General features: G+C 73.1%; 15 protein-coding genes and 1 riboswitch. Of the genes, 7 read left to right on the plus strand and 8 right to left on the minus strand.

The window, feature by feature from the left end:
- Window positions 1–627: 627 nt before the first annotated feature.
- On the plus strand, window positions 628–2184 hold the full coding sequence (locus tag ACFVIM_RS23990) for a phytoene desaturase family protein (protein ID WP_384304809.1): 1557 nt from the start codon (window positions 628–630) through the stop codon (window positions 2182–2184).
- Window positions 2185–2502: 318 nt separating this feature from the next.
- Here ACFVIM_RS23990 and ACFVIM_RS23995 read toward each other — a convergent pair whose 3' ends face one another.
- The 6 genes from ACFVIM_RS23995 to ACFVIM_RS24020 form a co-directional block, all read right to left on the minus strand.
- Window positions 2503–3426 (minus strand): hypothetical protein, encoded by a 924-nt coding sequence (locus ACFVIM_RS23995; RefSeq protein ID WP_384304811.1) that lies wholly within the window; start codon window positions 3424–3426, stop codon window positions 2503–2505.
- 51 nt (window positions 3427–3477) lie between these two features.
- On the minus strand, window positions 3478–4395 hold the full coding sequence (gene metF / locus ACFVIM_RS24000) for a methylenetetrahydrofolate reductase [NAD(P)H] (protein WP_384304814.1): 918 nt from the start codon (window positions 4393–4395) through the stop codon (window positions 3478–3480).
- A gap of 116 nt (window positions 4396–4511) precedes the next feature.
- Complete coding sequence (gene thiE, locus ACFVIM_RS24005; RefSeq protein WP_384304817.1) at window positions 4512–5162, minus strand: thiamine phosphate synthase; 651 nt, start codon at window positions 5160–5162, stop codon at window positions 4512–4514.
- A gap of 291 nt (window positions 5163–5453) precedes the next feature.
- Complete coding sequence (locus ACFVIM_RS24010) at window positions 5454–5819, minus strand: Rv2175c family DNA-binding protein (RefSeq protein ID WP_384304819.1); 366 nt, start codon at window positions 5817–5819, stop codon at window positions 5454–5456.
- A 123-nt stretch (window positions 5820–5942) separates the two neighbouring features.
- Window positions 5943–7118 carry an NAD(P)/FAD-dependent oxidoreductase gene (locus ACFVIM_RS24015; protein ID WP_384304843.1) on the minus strand — a complete coding sequence of 392 codons (1176 nt, stop codon included), beginning with the start codon at window positions 7116–7118 and terminating at the stop codon, window positions 5943–5945.
- Between the two features lie 235 nt (window positions 7119–7353).
- Window positions 7354–7719, minus strand: a complete 366-nt coding sequence (locus ACFVIM_RS24020) for a hypothetical protein (RefSeq protein WP_384304821.1) — start codon at window positions 7717–7719, stop codon at window positions 7354–7356.
- Between the two features lie 90 nt (window positions 7720–7809).
- Window positions 7810–7922: riboswitch (TPP riboswitch) on the plus strand.
- Between ACFVIM_RS24020 and thiO the strand changes: the two genes are divergently transcribed.
- From thiO to ACFVIM_RS24045, 5 genes are all read left to right on the plus strand, one after another.
- Entirely contained in the window at window positions 7920–9248 is a 1329-nt protein-coding gene (gene thiO, locus ACFVIM_RS24025) for a glycine oxidase ThiO (protein ID WP_384304824.1), read from the plus strand. Its footprint overlaps the riboswitch before it by 3 nt.
- Window positions 9245–9496, plus strand: coding sequence for a sulfur carrier protein ThiS (thiS, locus tag ACFVIM_RS24030; RefSeq protein WP_384304826.1), 252 nt, complete (start codon window positions 9245–9247; stop codon window positions 9494–9496). The genes thiO and thiS overlap by 4 nt, the downstream gene beginning before the upstream one ends.
- Window positions 9497–9500: 4 nt before the next feature.
- Window positions 9501–10295, plus strand: a complete 795-nt coding sequence (locus ACFVIM_RS24035) for a thiazole synthase (RefSeq protein WP_384304828.1) — start codon at window positions 9501–9503, stop codon at window positions 10293–10295.
- A 271-nt stretch (window positions 10296–10566) separates the two neighbouring features.
- Window positions 10567–12519 (plus strand): Stk1 family PASTA domain-containing Ser/Thr kinase, encoded by a 1953-nt coding sequence (pknB, locus tag ACFVIM_RS24040; protein ID WP_384304831.1) that lies wholly within the window; start codon window positions 10567–10569, stop codon window positions 12517–12519.
- A 6-nt stretch (window positions 12520–12525) separates the two neighbouring features.
- Window positions 12526–13380: a deoxyribonuclease IV gene (locus tag ACFVIM_RS24045; protein ID WP_384304834.1), complete on the plus strand. Its 855-nt coding sequence runs from the start codon at window positions 12526–12528 to the stop codon at window positions 13378–13380.
- Between the two features lie 86 nt (window positions 13381–13466).
- On the opposite strand, the gene ACFVIM_RS24050 is transcribed toward ACFVIM_RS24045, so the two are convergent.
- A complete protein-coding gene (locus tag ACFVIM_RS24050) occupies window positions 13467–14099 on the minus strand; it encodes a sulfite oxidase-like oxidoreductase (protein ID WP_384304836.1) in 633 nt (210 codons plus the stop codon).
- A gap of 160 nt (window positions 14100–14259) precedes the next feature.
- Between ACFVIM_RS24050 and bfr the strand changes: the two genes are divergently transcribed.
- Entirely contained in the window at window positions 14260–14739 is a 480-nt protein-coding gene (bfr, locus tag ACFVIM_RS24055; RefSeq protein WP_384304839.1) for a bacterioferritin, read from the plus strand.
- 230 nt (window positions 14740–14969) lie between these two features.
- On the opposite strand, the gene ACFVIM_RS24060 is transcribed toward bfr, so the two are convergent.
- The gene (locus ACFVIM_RS24060) at window positions 14970–15221 is read right to left on the minus strand and encodes a bacterioferritin-associated ferredoxin (protein ID WP_384304841.1); all 252 of its coding nucleotides are present in this window, start codon (window positions 15219–15221) and stop codon (window positions 14970–14972) included.
- Between the last annotated feature and the right edge of the window lie 210 nt (window positions 15222–15431).

The following is a 15431-nucleotide window of genomic DNA, read 5'->3' on the forward strand; positions in this document are numbered from 1 at the left end:
CGTTTCCTCTGGTTTCCCCCCGTTTCCCGCGATGGGCCTCCGTCTCCCCCGTGAGGCCCCTCGGCGGTCCTTCCCCCGTCTCCCCCGTCGGCGCGGTCGGCGCCGTCCCCGTTTCTCCCCCTTGGTCCTCCGGTCTCCCGGTCCGCGGAAGGGACCACGGTTGGCCTCGCGTTCCCCCGTGAGGCTTCCGTCATCCCCGTTGCCGACCGGTCTCCCGGCCCCCCGTGACGGCGGGGTCCCTGCGCGCAGGGTCCTCGCCATCCCCCGTTCCGGCGGAGGAACCGCGCCGATCCGGCGCCCCGTGTCGCCGGTGGCGGCGCCGTGCCCCCTCCGTGACCTCCACTCTTCCGTCACCGCAGGTCGGGACCCATCCGCCCGGCTACTCAAGTCGTCCTCTAGGTACGGCTACTCAGCACTCCGCACCCGGCACCAGTCCCGCCCGAGCCCGCCCTGGGCGACAGCGCCCGTGTACCCGTACCTCCCCCGGCGCACCGCACGGGCCAGCGGGGTCGCCGAGGGGCTCCCGCGCGGACCACGGGCGACGGAACCGCCGCTGAGCCGCCCGGCTCCCCGGTGCCGGGGTGGCCGTGAGGGCGGCTGTCAGTGGCGGTCGATAGAGTCCCTGACATGGCACGGATTGCGGTGATCGGCGCTGGGATGGGCGCGATGGCGGCTGCCGCCCGGCTGGCCGTGGCGGGCCACCGGGTGACGGTGTACGAGCGCGCGTCGACATACGGGGGCGCGCTCGGCTCCGTCGAGCGGGACGGCTTCGCCTTCGACACGGGGCCCGGACTGCTCCATCTGCCCGCCGTGTGGCGCGACCTGTTCCTGAAGACGGGCAAGGAGCCGCTGGAGCGGTGCGTGGAGCTGGTCCAGGTCGACCCCTCCAGCCGTCATGTCTTCGCGGACGGCACAGCGGTCTCCCTGCCGAACGCCTCCCGCGCGGGCGTCGTCTCGGCGCTGGACTCGGCGCTCGGCACCGGAGCGGGTGAGCGCTGGGGCGACTTCCTGGGGCGGGCGCGGGACGCGTGGGACCGCTCGCGGCGGCCGCTGCTGGAGGAGCCGCTCTGGCCGGACTGGCGGACGCTGGAGCGCGACCCCTATCCGGCACCGCGCCAGCGCCGGCTGCTGCGGACCCGCCAGGCGTCGACGCTCGCCGAGGTCGCCGCGTGGGAGCTGGTGGATGACCGGCTGGCGGCGCTGCTGGAGAGCTACGCCCTGGCGTACGGCCTGGATCCACGCCGGGCTCCGGCCAGCGCGGCGCTGCTGCCGTATCTGGAGCAGACCTTCGGCAGCTGGTATGTCGTCGGCGGGCTGCGGGAGCTGGCCCGCGCGGTCTACGAGCGCTGCCTGGCCCGACGGGTCGCGTTCTCCTTCGGCTCGGAGGTGGTCTCGGTCGTCGAGAAGGACGGCCGGGCGGTGGGGATCGAGCTGGCGGGGGGCACGGTGGTCGAGGCGGACCATGTGGTGGCCGGGGTGCCGGTCGGTCCGCTGATCAGTGGCGAGCCCTGGCCCGATGGGCAGGTGCGGCCCCGGCGGGGTGCGGGCGGGGAGCCGCTGCCGGGCCGGTTCACGGTGCTGATGGCGCTGCGCGGCGCCCGGCCCCCGCGGACCGCGCACCGTACGGTCGTGCACGCCCCCCACGACGGGGCGGAGGCCGGGGCCGTCTTCGGCGGGCGGCTCGCGGAGTGGCCGACGGTGACCGTGCTGCGCCCCGATGACGCCCGGCTCCGCCCGGACGGAGCCTCTGAGGCCGTCACCCTCTCGGCCACGGTCCCGGGCCACGGTGGCCCGCTGGACTGGAGCGATCCAGAGCTGCGGGAGCGCTGCGCCGCGACCCTGGTCGAGCGCGCGGAGGCCGCCTTCGCCGACGACGGGACGGCCTCGGGCGGCGGCCCGGGCGGCACAGGAACCGGGACGGCCTCGGGCGGCACGGGGGCGATACGGAAGCGTCTGCTCTGGCGCGAGACGCTCACCCCGCTGGAGAGCGGCCCGCTGACGGCCCCGGCGCTGGCCGGGGCGGGCGGCAGCCATCTGCTGCCGTCCAACACCACCCGTATCCCGGGTCTGTACGCGGTCGGCGGGCTGGCCCACCCAGGCGGCGGGCTGGCCCACGCGGGCATGTCAGGGGCGCTGGTGGCGGGGCTGATCGTGGAGGGGGCGGACTTCCGCGGCTCCCAGTGAGCCCCTCAGGCCGGTGGCTGGGCGCCGGCCGAGTGGACCTGACCGTCACCAGCCACTGGCCCCGTGCGGCCGGCCGACGCTGACCGACGCCGGTCGGCCTCGCATCGCCGGGCGATCCGGGACCGATACGGCCGGGACAGGGCCCGGAACCAAGGAGGTCCGGGACCCAGGGGATCCGGGACCGGCACAGCCGACCGGACGGGATCCGGAACCGGTGGGGTCCCCGGCGGGCACGGCCCGGAACCGACGCGGCCCGCGGCCGTGCGTCGCCGGGCTCCGGGCGGCGCCCCTGAGGTCATCGGACCGCCGGGAGGCGCATCAGTAGCGGTAGGGCTGCTGCTGGTCGCCCCGGCCGGGGTCATAGCCGTAAGGCGGCTGCTCCTCGGCGGAGGGCTGCTCGGTGTCCCGCTGGTGCGGCACCCAGACGCCTCCGGGCGGGGTGTCGTTGAGCCCCTGCTCCCCGTAGCCGTAGGCGTCGGGGGTGTACGGCTGCTGGTTGCCGAAGCTGTCGTAGTTCTCGTACGAGCCGTACTGCTGGCCGCCCACATACGGGTCGGAGTAGGCCGCGAACTGCTGCTGGCCGGTGCCGTAGCCGTAGGGGTCGGGCGCGTCGGGAACGCCGAGGGGGTTGCCCTGGCCGTAGTAGCCGGGGTCGTAGGCGCCGTAGGCGGGGTCCGCTTCGGCGGCGGCCGGCTGGGCGTGGGGCTGCCCGTGGTCCTGACCGGCGCCGTGCTGACCGGCGCCGTGCTGGCCGTCGCCCTGGAGCGCGTCATAGGCCGCGTCGCTGTAGACGCCGTACCCGGCGGTGTCGTCGGGCAGCGGCTGCGGCTCGTAGACCGCCGTGAGGGCGTCGTCCACGGCGCCGGGCGCGGCGAGCGGCGGGACTCCGGCCACCATGGTCTCCTCCACGGCGGAGACCTCCAGCGCGGGCTCGCGGTCGGTGTCGCGGCCCCCGCCCTTGCGGCGGCGGCTGGTGCCGGGTCCGGAACCGCCCTTGAGCGACCAGCCGGTGGCGAAGCCGCTCCGGAAGGAGAGCGTCACATACGTCTGCCCGACCGCGAAGGCGATGGCGCCGACGCCGATCACCACCACGGACGGGATCAGCACACCGAGGACCACCCCCAGGAACCCGCCGAAGGCCAGCAGTCTCCAGCGCAACCGCGCCTTGTACTGCAACAGCACCTCACCGAGCAGCCACAGCGCGACGATGCCGAACGCGACGTAGAGGACCGTCCAGCCCATGCCCGCCCCTCCTCCTCGGCCGCCGCCTCGGCTGAGGACGGTTACGGCCGGTCACGACTGCTGGTGCAGTCCGAGATTCTCGTAGATCTCCAGTGTCGCGGTGGAGTTGTTCAGCGTGATGAAGTGCAGTCCGGGGACACCCTCGGAGAGCAGTTCGGCGCAGAACTCCGTCGCGAACTCGATTCCCAAGGAGCGTACAGCGGTGGCGTCCTCCTTGACCGAGAGGATCCGCTCTTTCAGTTCGACGGGCACGGCCGCATTGCTGAGCTGAGCGAAGCGTTCGAGCTGCCGGACGCTGGTGATGGGCATGATCTCGGGGATGATCGGGGTGTCGCACCCCGCCGCCGTCACCCGGTCCCGCAGGCGCAGATAGTCCTGCGGCTGGAAGAACATCTGGGTGATGGCGTAGTCGGCGCCCGCCCGGCACTTGGCGACGAAGTGGCGGACGTCGGTGTCCCAGTCCGTGGAGCGCGGATGCATCTCGGGGAAGGCGGCGACACCGACACAGAAGTCGCCGGACTCCTTGATGAGACGCACCAGTTCGGCCGCGTACTCCACACCCTCGGGGTGCCTGATCCACTCGGCCATCGGGTCGCCCGGCGGGTCGCCGCGCACGGCGAGGATATTGCGGATCCCGGCGTCGGCGTACTGACCGATCATATTGCGGAGTTCGGCGATGGAATGGTTCACCGCGGTGAGGTGGGCGACCGGGGTGAGGGTGGTGTCGGAGGCGATCTGCTCGGTCGCCCGGACCGTGCCGGCCCGGGTGGAGCCACCGGCACCGTAGGTCACCGAGACAAAACTGGGAGCGACCGCTTCGACCCTGCGGAGCGCGTTCCAGAGATTCCGCTCGCCCTTTTCGGTCTTGGGCGCCCAGAATTCGAAGGAGTAGGTCGTCCTGCCGGTAGCGAGCAATTCACGCACCGTACGCGCGCGATCTGTTCGGGTCGAAGCTGTTCCGAGGGCCATAGTCGCAGGTTATCCAGGGGTAGGGGGGCGCCCAACCGGAGTCCACTCTTCGGACACCGGATGTTCGCGAACGGCGTGATGTCGACCGGCGCTGGCCGGATTCGGACCTGCGGCGATCACTCTCCGCGTTCCTTCAGGCGCTGGGCGAGGTCGGCGGTCGCCGCCGCCGGATCGTCCGCCTCGGTGATCGCGCGGACCACGACGATCCGGCGGGCGCCCGCGTCGAGCACCTGGTCGAGGTTGCCCGCGTCGATGCCGCCGATGGCGAACCAGGGGCGGTCGGTACCCAGGGAGGCCGTGAAGCGCACGAGGTCGAGTCCGGGGGCGTGGCGTCCGGGCTTGGTCGGGGTGGGCCAGCAGGGACCGGTGCAGAAGTAGTCCACGCCCGGGGTGACGGCGGCGCTCGCCGCCTCGGCCTCGGCATGCGTGGAGCGGCCGATCAGGACCTCGTCACCGAGGATGGCACGGGCGGCGGGGACCGGCAGATCGCCCTGGCCGAGATGGAGGACGTCGGAGCCGATGGCGTGGGCGACATCCGCGCGGTCGTTGACGGCGAGCAGCGCGCCGTGGCGTCGGCAGGCGTCGGCGAAGACCTGGAGGTGCTCCAGCTCCTCGGCGGCCTCCATCCCCTTCTCCCGCAGCTGGACGATGTCGACCCCGCTGGAGAGGACCGCGTCCAGGAACGCGGCGAGGTCGCCCCGGTCCCGGCGGGCGTCCGTGCAGAGGTAGAGACGCGCGTCGGCCAGCCGGGCACGGGTCGTGGACATGATGAGATCCCCCCAGGGTGGTGAGCGGTACGCGGGCGTCCGCGCACCGCGTGAATCGGTCCGGTCTCCGCGTGATCGGGTCGCCACCGCGGTTCCGGCCCCAAGGGGCGCGCCGAGGGCACCTCCGGGCGCGGGCCCGGCGGAGTCTCAGCTGAGTCGCGCGGAGATCACGAGGAACGAGTGATCGAGCACGCCCATCCTGGGGCACCGTCCCCCCGGCTCCCCCTCGGGGGTGCCCCCATCAAGGCTGGGGGCACCCCCGGGTGGAGCCTGGGGAGAAGAACCGCCTCGTCAGACCGCGAGGGCCTGCGCCCGGCGCTTCACTTCCGTCCCGCGATTCTCACTGAGCGCCTGCGCGGGGGTACCCGGCAGGGACTCATCAGCGGTGAAGAGCCACTCCAGCATCTCCTCGTCGCTGAAGCCGTCGTCCCTCAGCAGCGTCAGGGTGCCGGAGAGACCCTTGACCACCTTGGAGTCGCTGATGAAGGCGGCGGGCACCTGAAGCACCCGGTTCTCTCCCCGGCGTACGGCGATCAGCTGGCCTTCCTTCACCAGCTGCCGCACACGCGTCACCTCGACATCGAGCATCTCCGCGATATCGGGGAGAGTGAGCCAGGCGGGGACGAGGGCGTCGATCTTTGCGTCAATCTCGGTCACGGGACAAGCCTGCCATCTGGGACTGACAGTCGGTAGCGGGGGGCCGGGGGACACGCCCGTCGCGGCGGCGTGCCTTCGGGTGACATCGCTGGTCAGCGCGGGTGAAACGGATTCCGGTCCGGCTCAGGCCGAGGCCGCCTTCAGGGGGAGGGCGGCGTCCGCGGCACGCTCGGGATCCAGCCTCGCCCCCGCCAGCATCAGCTTGCGGCCCTGGGCCAGGTCACGGGGACGACCCACCGCGAGCACGGCCACCAGGGCGCCCTCGCGCAGCCAGAGCACCGACCAGCCCTCGCCGTCCGGGGCCCCCCGCCACACGGTGGTGTCGGCGTCCGCGTGGTCACCGGCGTACTGCACGAAGCGGCCGAACTGCTCGGACCAGAAGTACGGCACCGGGTCATAGCTCTGGAGCGGCTCGCCGGACGCGGCGGCCAGCACGTTGGCGGCGACCGTCCGGGGCCCCTGGAGGGCGTTGTCCCAGTGGTGGACCAGGAGCCTGCGGCCATAGCGGGCGGAGGGGAAGGAGGCGCAGTCCCCCACCGCGTACACATCGGGCTGTGAGGTGCGCAGCTGGGCGTCGGCGGTGATCGCGCCGTCGGGCCCGGTCTCGACGCCGGAGCCGGTGAGCCAACCGGTGGCGGGGCGGGCGCCGACACCGACGACCACGGCCTGGGCGGCCAGCCTCCGTCCGTCGTCGAGGACGACCGTCCCGGGTTCGACGGTGGCGACCCGGGCCCCGGTGAGCAGGTCCACCCCGTACTCCGCGTACCAGTCGGCCATCGGCGCGGTGATCTCGGCGGGCAGCGCGCCGGGGAGCGGCCGGTCGGCGGCCTCCACCACGGTGACCGCGCATCCGGCGGCCCGCGCGGCCGTCGCGAACTCGGCACCGATCCAGCCCGCGCCCACGACCACGATGTCGTGCTTCGCGGCGAGGACCGGCCGCAGCCGCTCGGCGTCGTCGAGGGTGCGCAGCAGATGGACCCCGGGCACGGTCTCGCTGCCGGGCAGGGTGAGCGGCCGCGCGCCCGTGGCGATGACGAGGACGTCGTACGGGACCGGCCCGGCCTCGGTGTCCAGTTCGTGCTCCGCGGCGCGTACCCCGGTGACCTCGCGGCCGAGCCGCAGCTCGATCCCCAGCTCCTCGAAGTCGATCTCGAAGGCCGAGCCCTCGGCCGAGCCGAGCAGGACGGCCTTGGACAGGGGTGGCCGGTCATAGGGCTGGTGGGGCTCGGCCCCGATCAGGGTGAGGGGGCCGGTGAACCCCTGTTCCCTCAGGGCGACGGCGGTCTGCACGCCCGCCATGCCCGCTCCGACGACGACCACGCGCCGTGTCCGCTGCTCATCTGGCTGATCGCTCACATGACCACCTTACGCATCTGACGCATCATCAGACGATGGAGGGTGGGACAGCCCGGTCGAATCCCCAGTGTCCTGGGCTCCCGGGCCCACCGGCCCGACGGCCCCGGGCCGCGCGCGTACGGCCCGCACACGGGTGAAACGGGGCAAGCCGCCCCGCAGGACGGGCACGCCTCGCCGGTCACCCCGTGCGCGGCAGCTCCTCCACCACGCTCGTCCCGCTGCCCTCCTGGGACTCCCACTCCCAGCTCTCCTCCAGTCGCACCCGGCCGTCGGGCAGCTCCACCACGGTGGAGACACAGTGGCCGGAGGCGGTGGTGCCGTCCGTCCGCAACTGCACATAGCGGAAGTCGATCCGGTCCCCGTCCCGGGTGCCCACCAGATGACCGCGGACCACGTCACCACCGGCGTACTCGGCCCAGATCCGGTCCGCCTCCTCGTGGTAGGTGAAGCGGGTGCCGGTACCGACCTGGCCGGGCGCCTGGTCGGCGACCGGCGCGAGGACAAGCCCGTCAAGGGATCGGAGTGATCGGCGGGATCCAGCCACAGCGCTGCTCCTTGGCTCGTGGGTACGGAGGTCACGGCGGCGCCACCGCGCCTTACGGCGGCCCGGCGGCGGAGGTTAGGGTGGCCACCGTAGAGCACTCGCGGGAGCCCGGACGGACCGGGCTGAGAGGGAGGCTGGCCGGCCTCCGACCGTACGAACCTGATCCGGGTCATACCGGCGAAGGGAGGAGCTGATCGCCCATGCACCCTGTCAACACCGCCAGCGACACCGGCACTCCTCAGGCACCCCCGGCACGAGACGCCGACCCGCCCCGCGAGGAACAGGCGCGCGAGGACCCGCCCCGTGAGGACCCGGCGCGAGCACCCCTCCGCCGGCGGGCCCGGACCCCCCGCGCCACCGACGTCCTGGTGATCGGCGGCGGGATCATCGGACTGGTCACCGCGTGGCGCGCCGCCCAGAAGGGGCTCGCGGTGACCCTCGCCGACTCGGAGCCGGGCGGTGGCGCCGCCCAGGTCGCGGCGGGCATGCTCGCCGCCGTCACCGAACTCCACTACGGCGAGGAGACCCTGCTCTCCCTCACCCTGGAATCCGCCCGCCGCTACCCCGCCTTCACCACCGAACTGGAGGAGGCGAGCGGGCGGCGGATCGACTACCGCACCTGTGGCACCCTCGCCATCGCCCTCGACGCCGACGACCGCGCCCATCTGCGGGAACTCCACGCCCTCCAGCAGCGCTGCGGCCTGGAGTCGGCCTGGCTGACCGGCCGGGAGTGCCGCCGTCTGGAGCCGATGCTCGCGCCGGGCGTCCGGGGCGGGCTACGGGTCGACGGTGACCACCAGGTGGACCCGCGGCGGCTGGCGGCCGCGCTGGTCACCGCCTGCGCGCGGGCCGGGGTGACCTTCCGCCGCGACTGGGCCGCGCGGCTGCTGGTCAGCCGGGACCGCGCGGTCGGCGCCCGCCTCGCCGACGGCACCGAACTCCCCGCCGGACAGGTGGTCATCGCGGGCGGCAGCCTGAGCGGACGCCTGGAGGGGCTGCCCGACGCGGTGGTGCCCCCGGTGCGCCCCGTGAAGGGGCAGGTGCTGCGGCTGGCCGTTCCCCGTCCGTACGCCCCCTTCCTCTCCCGGACGATCCGCGCGGTGGTGCGCGGCGGGCATGTCTATCTGGTGCCGCGCGAGAACGGCGAGCTGGTCGTCGGGGCGACCAGTGAGGAACAGGGCTGGGACACCTCCGTCACGGCGGGCGGTGTCTACGAACTGCTGCGGGACGCGCATGAGCTGGTGCCCGGCATCACCGAACTCCCGCTGACGGAGACGCGCGCCGGGCTGCGCCCCGCCTCACCCGACAACGCGCCCCTGCTGGGCCCCACCGCGCTGCCCGGCCTCCACCTGGCCACCGGCCACTACCGCAACGGGGTGCTCCTCACCCCCGTCACCGGCGACGCGATGGCCACCGCGCTGACCGACGGCGCACTCCCGTCCGAGGCCCTGCCCTTCTCCCCTCTCCGCTTCTCATCCGGCGACACGGATGCGACCGAGCGGCACTTTCCCCAGGAGCAGCCCGTATGACCAGTGTGTCCGTCGTGATCTCCGTCAACGGCGCGCGTCATGAACTCGCCCGTGGTACGACGCTGGACCATCTCATCGCCGACGTCACGCGGGGGCCCGGCACCGCGCCGGAGGGCGACCCCGCCGAGCCGCCCACCGGTATCGCGGCCGCCGTCAACGAGACGGTCGTCCCCCGGGGCGAGTGGCCCGGCACCCTCCTCGGCGACGGCGACCGGGTCGAGGTCCTCACCGCCGTCCAGGGAGGCTGAGCCGATGTCCGACGACCGTCTCACCATCGGTGACACCACCTTCGACTCCCGGCTGATCATGGGCACCGGCGGCGCGCCCAGCCTGGAGGTCATGGAACGTGTCCTCGTCGCCAGCGGCACCGAACTGACCACCGTCGCGATGCGCCGGGTCGACCCCACCGTCCAGGGCTCGGTGCTGTCCGTACTGGAGCGGCTCGGCATCCGGGTGCTGCCCAACACGGCGGGCTGCTTCACGGCGGGCGAGGCCGTGCTGACCGCCCGGCTGGCCCGGGAGGCCCTCGGGACGGACTGGATCAAACTGGAGGTCGTGGCCGATGAGCGCACCCTGCTCCCCGACCCCGTCGAACTGCTGGACGCGGCGGAGACCCTCGTCGATGACGGGTTCACGGTCCTTCCGTACACCAATGACGACCCCGTGCTGGCGCGGAAGCTGGAGGACGTCGGCTGCGCGGCGATCATGCCCCTCGGCTCGCCCATCGGCTCCGGTCTCGGCATCCGCAACCCGCACAACTTCCAGTTGATCGTGGAGCGGGCCGGGGTGCCGGTGGTGCTCGACGCGGGTGCGGGGACGGCGTCGGACGCGGCACTCGCCATGGAGCTGGGCTGCGCGGCCGTGATGCTGGCTTCGGCGGTGACCCGGGCGCAGGAGCCGGTGCTGATGGCCGAGGCGATGCGGCACGCGGTCGACGCGGGACGGCTGGCCCACCGGGCGGGACGGATCCCCCGGCGGCACTTCGCGCTGGCGTCGTCACCGGAGGCCGGGGTCGCGGCGCTGGACCCCGAGCGCCCCGCGTTCTGAGTCCGGTCCGGGCCGGTCCCGCGCCCGTGCTCAGCCCGGTCCGGGTCCGTCCTGGGCCCGGTCCGGGCCGGTCCCGAGCCCGGCCGGGGTCCGTCCTGGGCCCCGGCCGGGGTCCGTCCCGAGCCCGCCCTGAACCCCTTCCCGTTCCGTCCTGAGCGCCTTCCGCGGCCGTTCCCCGCCCGCCCGGCCCGCCCGACCGCACCCGCCCCGGGTCCGGTGCGTCACAGCTGGTGGCGCCGGGTGTGTCGGTGGCGGCTCGTAGAATCGGGGGGTGGACACGACCCTTCAGGACCCTCTCGTCGGGCGGCTGCTCGACGGCCGTTACCGCGTCGACGCGCGTATCGCCGTCGGCGGTATGGCCACGGTCTACCGGGCCGTCGACACCCGGCTCGACCGCGAGCTGGCGCTCAAGGTGATGCATCCGGCGCTCGCCGCCGACGTGGCGTTCGTGGAGCGCTTCATCCGTGAGGCGAAGTCCGTGGCCCGGCTGGCGCACCCCAATGTGGTGGGTGTCTTCGACCAGGGCGCGGAGGGCGCGTACGTCTATCTGGCGATGGAGTACGTGGCGGGCTGCACCCTGCGTGACGTGCTGCGCGAGCGCGGCGCGCTCCAGCCGAGGGCCGCGCTCGACATCCTGGAACCGGTGCTGGCGGCGCTCGGCGCGGCGCACCGCGCCGGTTTCGTCCACCGGGACATCAAGCCGGAGAACGTCCTGATAGGGGACGACGGCCGGGTCAAGGTCGCCGACTTCGGTCTGGTGCGCGCGGTCGGCTCCGCCACCGGCAGCTCCGGCGCCGTGCTGGGCACGATCTCCTATCTCGCCCCCGAGCAGATCGAGGACGGCGCCTCCGACACCCGCTCGGATGTGTACGCGTGTGGGGTGGTCCTCTACGAGATGCTCACCGGCGCCAAACCGCACCAGGGCGAGACCCCGGCCCAGGTGCTCTACCGGCATCTCCACGAGGATGTGCCGCCGCCGTCGGCGCTGGCGCCCGGGCTCGCCCCGGAGCTGGACGCGCTGGTGGCGGCCGCGACCGCCCGGGACCCGGGGCCGCGCCCCGAGGACGCCGTGGCGCTGCTGGCCCGCACCCGTTCCGCGCGGGCCGCGCTCAGCGACGAACAGCTCGATCTCGTACCCCCGGCGGCCCTGGCGGAGCCGACCGCCGGGACCGGCCGCCGCCGCGACGGTTCCGAGGAGCGTACGGATGTGCTGGCCCGGCCGCTGCCACGGGAGCGGGACGGGGTCGCCCACACCCGGCTGATCCTGCCGCACCGTGCGGCTGAGGACGAGCCAACCGCGGTGGTGCGGCTGGAGCGACCGGCCCGGTGGGTGCCGTCGCGGCGCGTGCTGACCGTGCTGGTGCTGGCGTTCACGCTGCTCGTGGGCGGTGGCGCCGGGGTCTGGTACATCAACTCGGGGCAGTTCACCCGGGTCCCGGCGGTCCTGGGCAAGACCGAGCAGGGGGCCCGGCAGACGCTGGAGCGGGCGGGCCTCGATGTGCGCGAGGTGCGGCTGAGGTTCAGTGAGACGGTGCCCCGGGGCGAGGTGATCGCCAGCGAGCCCGCCGGCAGGGAACGCGTCCGGGGCAATGGCTCGGTGACGCTGGTCGTCTCGCGCGGTCCCGAGGTCGTGCCCGTACCGGATGTGACGGGCGAGCCGCTGCCCACCGCCCGGCGGAAGCTGGAGGGGGCCGGGCTGGCGCCCGGAGTGATCAGCGAGTCCTTCAGCGCCACCGTCCCCCAGGGCGCCGTCATCAGCACCGACCCCCCGGCGGGCACCGGGCGGGCACCGGACTCGGCCGTCGCGATCCTGGTCAGCAAGGGCGCCCCGGTCCGGGTCCCGGGGATGGTCGGACGGCCGGTGGCGGACGCCACCGCCGAGCTGGAGACCGCCGGGTTCCGGGTCGGGATAGCCACCGCCCGGGTCCACTCCCCCGAGCCCGCGGGCCGGGTCGCCCGCCAGTCGGCCGCCGAGGGCACCCGGCTCGCCGCGGGCGAGACCATCACCCTCACGGTCTCCCAGGGACCGCGGATGATCGCGGTCCCGGAGGTCACCGGCCGAGGTGAGGACGAGGCCCGGAGCACCCTGGAGCAGGCGGGCTTCGAGGTCCGGGTGGAGAAGACCTTCCCCTTCCTCGGGGACACCGTCGCGAGCCAGTCCCCCGCCGGGGGCGGCCGGGCGCCTGAGGGCGGCACCATCACCATCAAGCTCAAGGGACTGTAGACAGCCATGCTCCGTAACCCCGTGGGTGGACACGTTCCCGTGGCGGGTGGACTCGCCAAGGTCGGCCTGGGCTATGCCAGGGAGCTGGCGGGCGAGACGCTCCAGGTCTTCGTGGCCAATCCGCGCGGCTGGGCGACGCCCCCGGGCAGTCCGGCGCAGGACGAGGCGTTCCGTACCGGGTGTGCCGAGGCGGGGCTGCCCGCCTATGTCCACGCGCCGTATCTGATCAACTTCGGCTCGCACAGCGAGGAGACGGCCCGGCGGTCGGTGGAGTCGATGCGGCACTCGCTGCGCCGGGGCCGGGAGATCGGCGCCAGGGGTGTCGTGGTGCACACCGGTTCGGCGACCGGCGGCCGCTCCCGGGAGACGGCGCTGGCCCAGGTCCGGGAGCTGGTACTGCCGCTGCTGGACGAGCTGACCCATGCGGACGATCCGCCGCTGCTGCTGGAGTCCACGGCCGGGCAGGGCTCCTCGCTCTGCTCCCGGGCCGAGGACTTCGGGCCGTACTTCGCGGCGCTGGAGCACCATCCGAAGCTCGGTGTCTGTCTGGACACCTGTCATATCCACGCGGCGGGGCATGATCTCGCGGCGGACGGCGGGGTGGCCGCGACACTGGACCTGCTGGTCGCGACGGTCGGCGAGGGGCGGCTCGGGCTGATCCACGCCAATGACTCGAAGGAGCCGTCGGGCGCGCACAAGGACCGCCACGCCAATATCGGCGCGGGCCATATCGGGATGGGGCCGTTCCGGGAGCTGCTGCGCCATCCGGCGACGGAGGGCGTGCCGCTGATCATCGAGACGCCCGGCGGGCCGTCGGGCCACGCGGCGGATGTCGAGCTGCTGAAGAAGCTGCGCGGCTGAGGGCGAGCCAGTACCCCACCGGGGTGTGTGGTTCGCCGTACCGGAGCGACCGCGAGCGGCGAACGCGCGGGGTCAGCGCGCGGGGCTCACAGCTCCGGGCCGTCCCCCGGCTCCTCCTGGTACGAGTAGCGCTGTTCCCGCCAGGGGTCGCCCAGGTTGTGATACCCGCGCTCCTCCCAGAAGCCCCGGCGGTCGGCGGTCATGTACTCCACGCCCCGCACCCACTTGGGGCCCTTCCACGCGTACAGATGCGGCACGATCAGCCGCAGCGGAAAGCCGTGCTCGGCGGTGAGCAGCTCACCGTCCTTGTGGGTGGCGAACATGGAACGCTCGGAGGCGAAGTCGGCGAGCGTCATATTGGCGCTGAACCCGTACTCCGCCCAGACCATCACATGGGTGACGGCGGGCGCGGGCGGCGCCAGCTCGACGATGGTACGGGCGGGCACCCCACCCCATTCGGCCCCCAGCATGCTGAACTTCGTCACACAGTGCAGATCCGCGACGACCGTGGAGTACGGCAGAGCCGAGAACTCCTCATGGTTCCAGACGCGCTTGTCACCGTCCGCCGTGGCGCCGAAGACCCGGAACTCCCAGCGCTCCGGCCGGAACTTGGGCACCGGGCCGTAATGGGTGACCGGCCAGCCGCGTTGCAACCGCTGTCCCGGCGGGAGCGCGGCTTCCTCCGCCACCCGGTGTTCCCGGCTCTCCCGCTGACCCATGTCCTCCATGGTGACAGACCGGGAGGGATGGTCATGACCAGGTCTGGCCCGATTCGGGCAACTCCGACTAAGGAGGCACTTACTGGACGGCCCCCAGTGGCAGTGCGAGGATGCGCGCACCTGACCCCGAGCACATATTCGTGTGGAAGGAGCCACCCGCATGCAGGGCGACCCCGAGGTGATCGAGTTCCTGAACGAGCAGCTCACCGGAGAGCTGACCGCGATCAACCAGTACTGGCTCCATTACCGCATCCAGGAGAACAAGGGCTGGACCAAGCTGGCCAACTACACCCGTGCCGAGTCGATCGACGAGATGAAGCACGCGGACCGGCTGACCGAGCGCATCCTGTTCCTGGACGGCCTGCCGAACTACCAGCGACTCTTCCATGTACGGGTCGGCCAGACGGTCACCGAGATGTTCCAGGCCGACCGCCAGGTCGAGGTGGAGGCCATCGACCGGCTGCGGCGCGGGATCGATGTCATGCGCGCCAAGGGTGATGTGACCTCGGCCAATATCTTCGAGGAGATCCTCGCGGACGAGGAGCACCACATCGACTATCTCGACACCCAGCTCGAACTCATCGAGCAGCTCGGCGAGGCGCTCTATCTCGCCCAGCAGATCGAGCAGCCCAGCGGCTGATCCGCCGGGCGGCCGCTCATCGGGCGGCTGGTTCCCCTCCGGCCGGTCCGGCGATTCCGGTACAGCCGACCGCGGGGCTCCCCCGGGGCCGGGCTCACGGGACTCCGGTACGGCGGACCGCGGCACTCCCGTACACCGGTCCCGGCAGGGATCCCCTGTCGCGGGTCAGATCCGGGACGGGCGGAGCGAGCGGGTGCGCCGGACGATCTCCGGCGACCGGCCGGGCGGCCTCAGGCGGCCTCGCCCAGCTCCGTCACACCCTTCAGCTCCGCCACGGCGTTCAGCGCGGGCCTGCCCTGGTCGAGCAGGTCGCGGCGGGGGCAGCTGCCCCGGCCCAGCAGGCTCTGGATACGGCGGACGCAGGAGCCGCAGTCGGTTCCCGCCTTGCACGCGGAGGCGATCTGGCGCGGTGTGTGGGCGCCCGCTTCCGCATGCTCCTTCACCTGCTGCTCCGTGATGCCGAAGCATGAGCAGACGTACACGCGGATTCACCTCCCGGGCGGGGCGGACGGGCCAGGACCGGCGGATCCGTCGGTGACGGCCCCACCGGGGTTCTTCAGGGACGACCGACCGGCCGCTCCACTGAGGCAAACCTAACCTTACCCGCCATCCGGGTCGCATAAACGCCGCATCATGGGAAAGGGGGCGCGGAGAGCGTGCCGTCCCCGTCGAGGAACAGCTCCAATATGTCC

The organism is Streptomyces sp. NPDC057638 (genome assembly GCF_042800315.1).
In the GTDB taxonomy this organism is placed as follows: Bacteria; Actinomycetota; Actinomycetes; order Streptomycetales; family Streptomycetaceae; genus Streptomyces.

Excerpts from the sequence above, each read along its gene's own strand:
- ACFVIM_RS24050 (WP_384304836.1), bottom strand. The coding sequence starts at position 14,099 with ATGGGTCAGCGGGAGAGCCGGGAACACCGGGTGGCGGAGGAAGCCGCG.
- ACFVIM_RS24035 (WP_384304828.1), top strand. The coding sequence starts at position 9,501 with ATGTCCGACGACCGTCTCACCATCGGTGACACCACCTTCGACTCCCGG.
- metF (WP_384304814.1), bottom strand. The coding sequence starts at position 4,395 with ATGGCCCTCGGAACAGCTTCGACCCGAACAGATCGCGCGCGTACGGTG.
- thiS (WP_384304826.1), top strand. The coding sequence starts at position 9,245 with ATGACCAGTGTGTCCGTCGTGATCTCCGTCAACGGCGCGCGTCATGAA.
- thiO (WP_384304824.1), top strand. The coding sequence starts at position 7,920 with ATGCACCCTGTCAACACCGCCAGCGACACCGGCACTCCTCAGGCACCC.
- ACFVIM_RS23990 (WP_384304809.1), top strand. The coding sequence starts at position 628 with ATGGCACGGATTGCGGTGATCGGCGCTGGGATGGGCGCGATGGCGGCT.
- ACFVIM_RS24045 (WP_384304834.1), top strand. The coding sequence starts at position 12,526 with ATGCTCCGTAACCCCGTGGGTGGACACGTTCCCGTGGCGGGTGGACTC.
- ACFVIM_RS23995 (WP_384304811.1), bottom strand. The coding sequence starts at position 3,426 with ATGGGCTGGACGGTCCTCTACGTCGCGTTCGGCATCGTCGCGCTGTGG.
- bfr (WP_384304839.1), top strand. The coding sequence starts at position 14,260 with ATGCAGGGCGACCCCGAGGTGATCGAGTTCCTGAACGAGCAGCTCACC.
- thiE (WP_384304817.1), bottom strand. The coding sequence starts at position 5,162 with ATGTCCACGACCCGTGCCCGGCTGGCCGACGCGCGTCTCTACCTCTGC.
- ACFVIM_RS24015 (WP_384304843.1), bottom strand. The coding sequence starts at position 7,118 with ATGGCGGGCGTGCAGACCGCCGTCGCCCTGAGGGAACAGGGGTTCACC.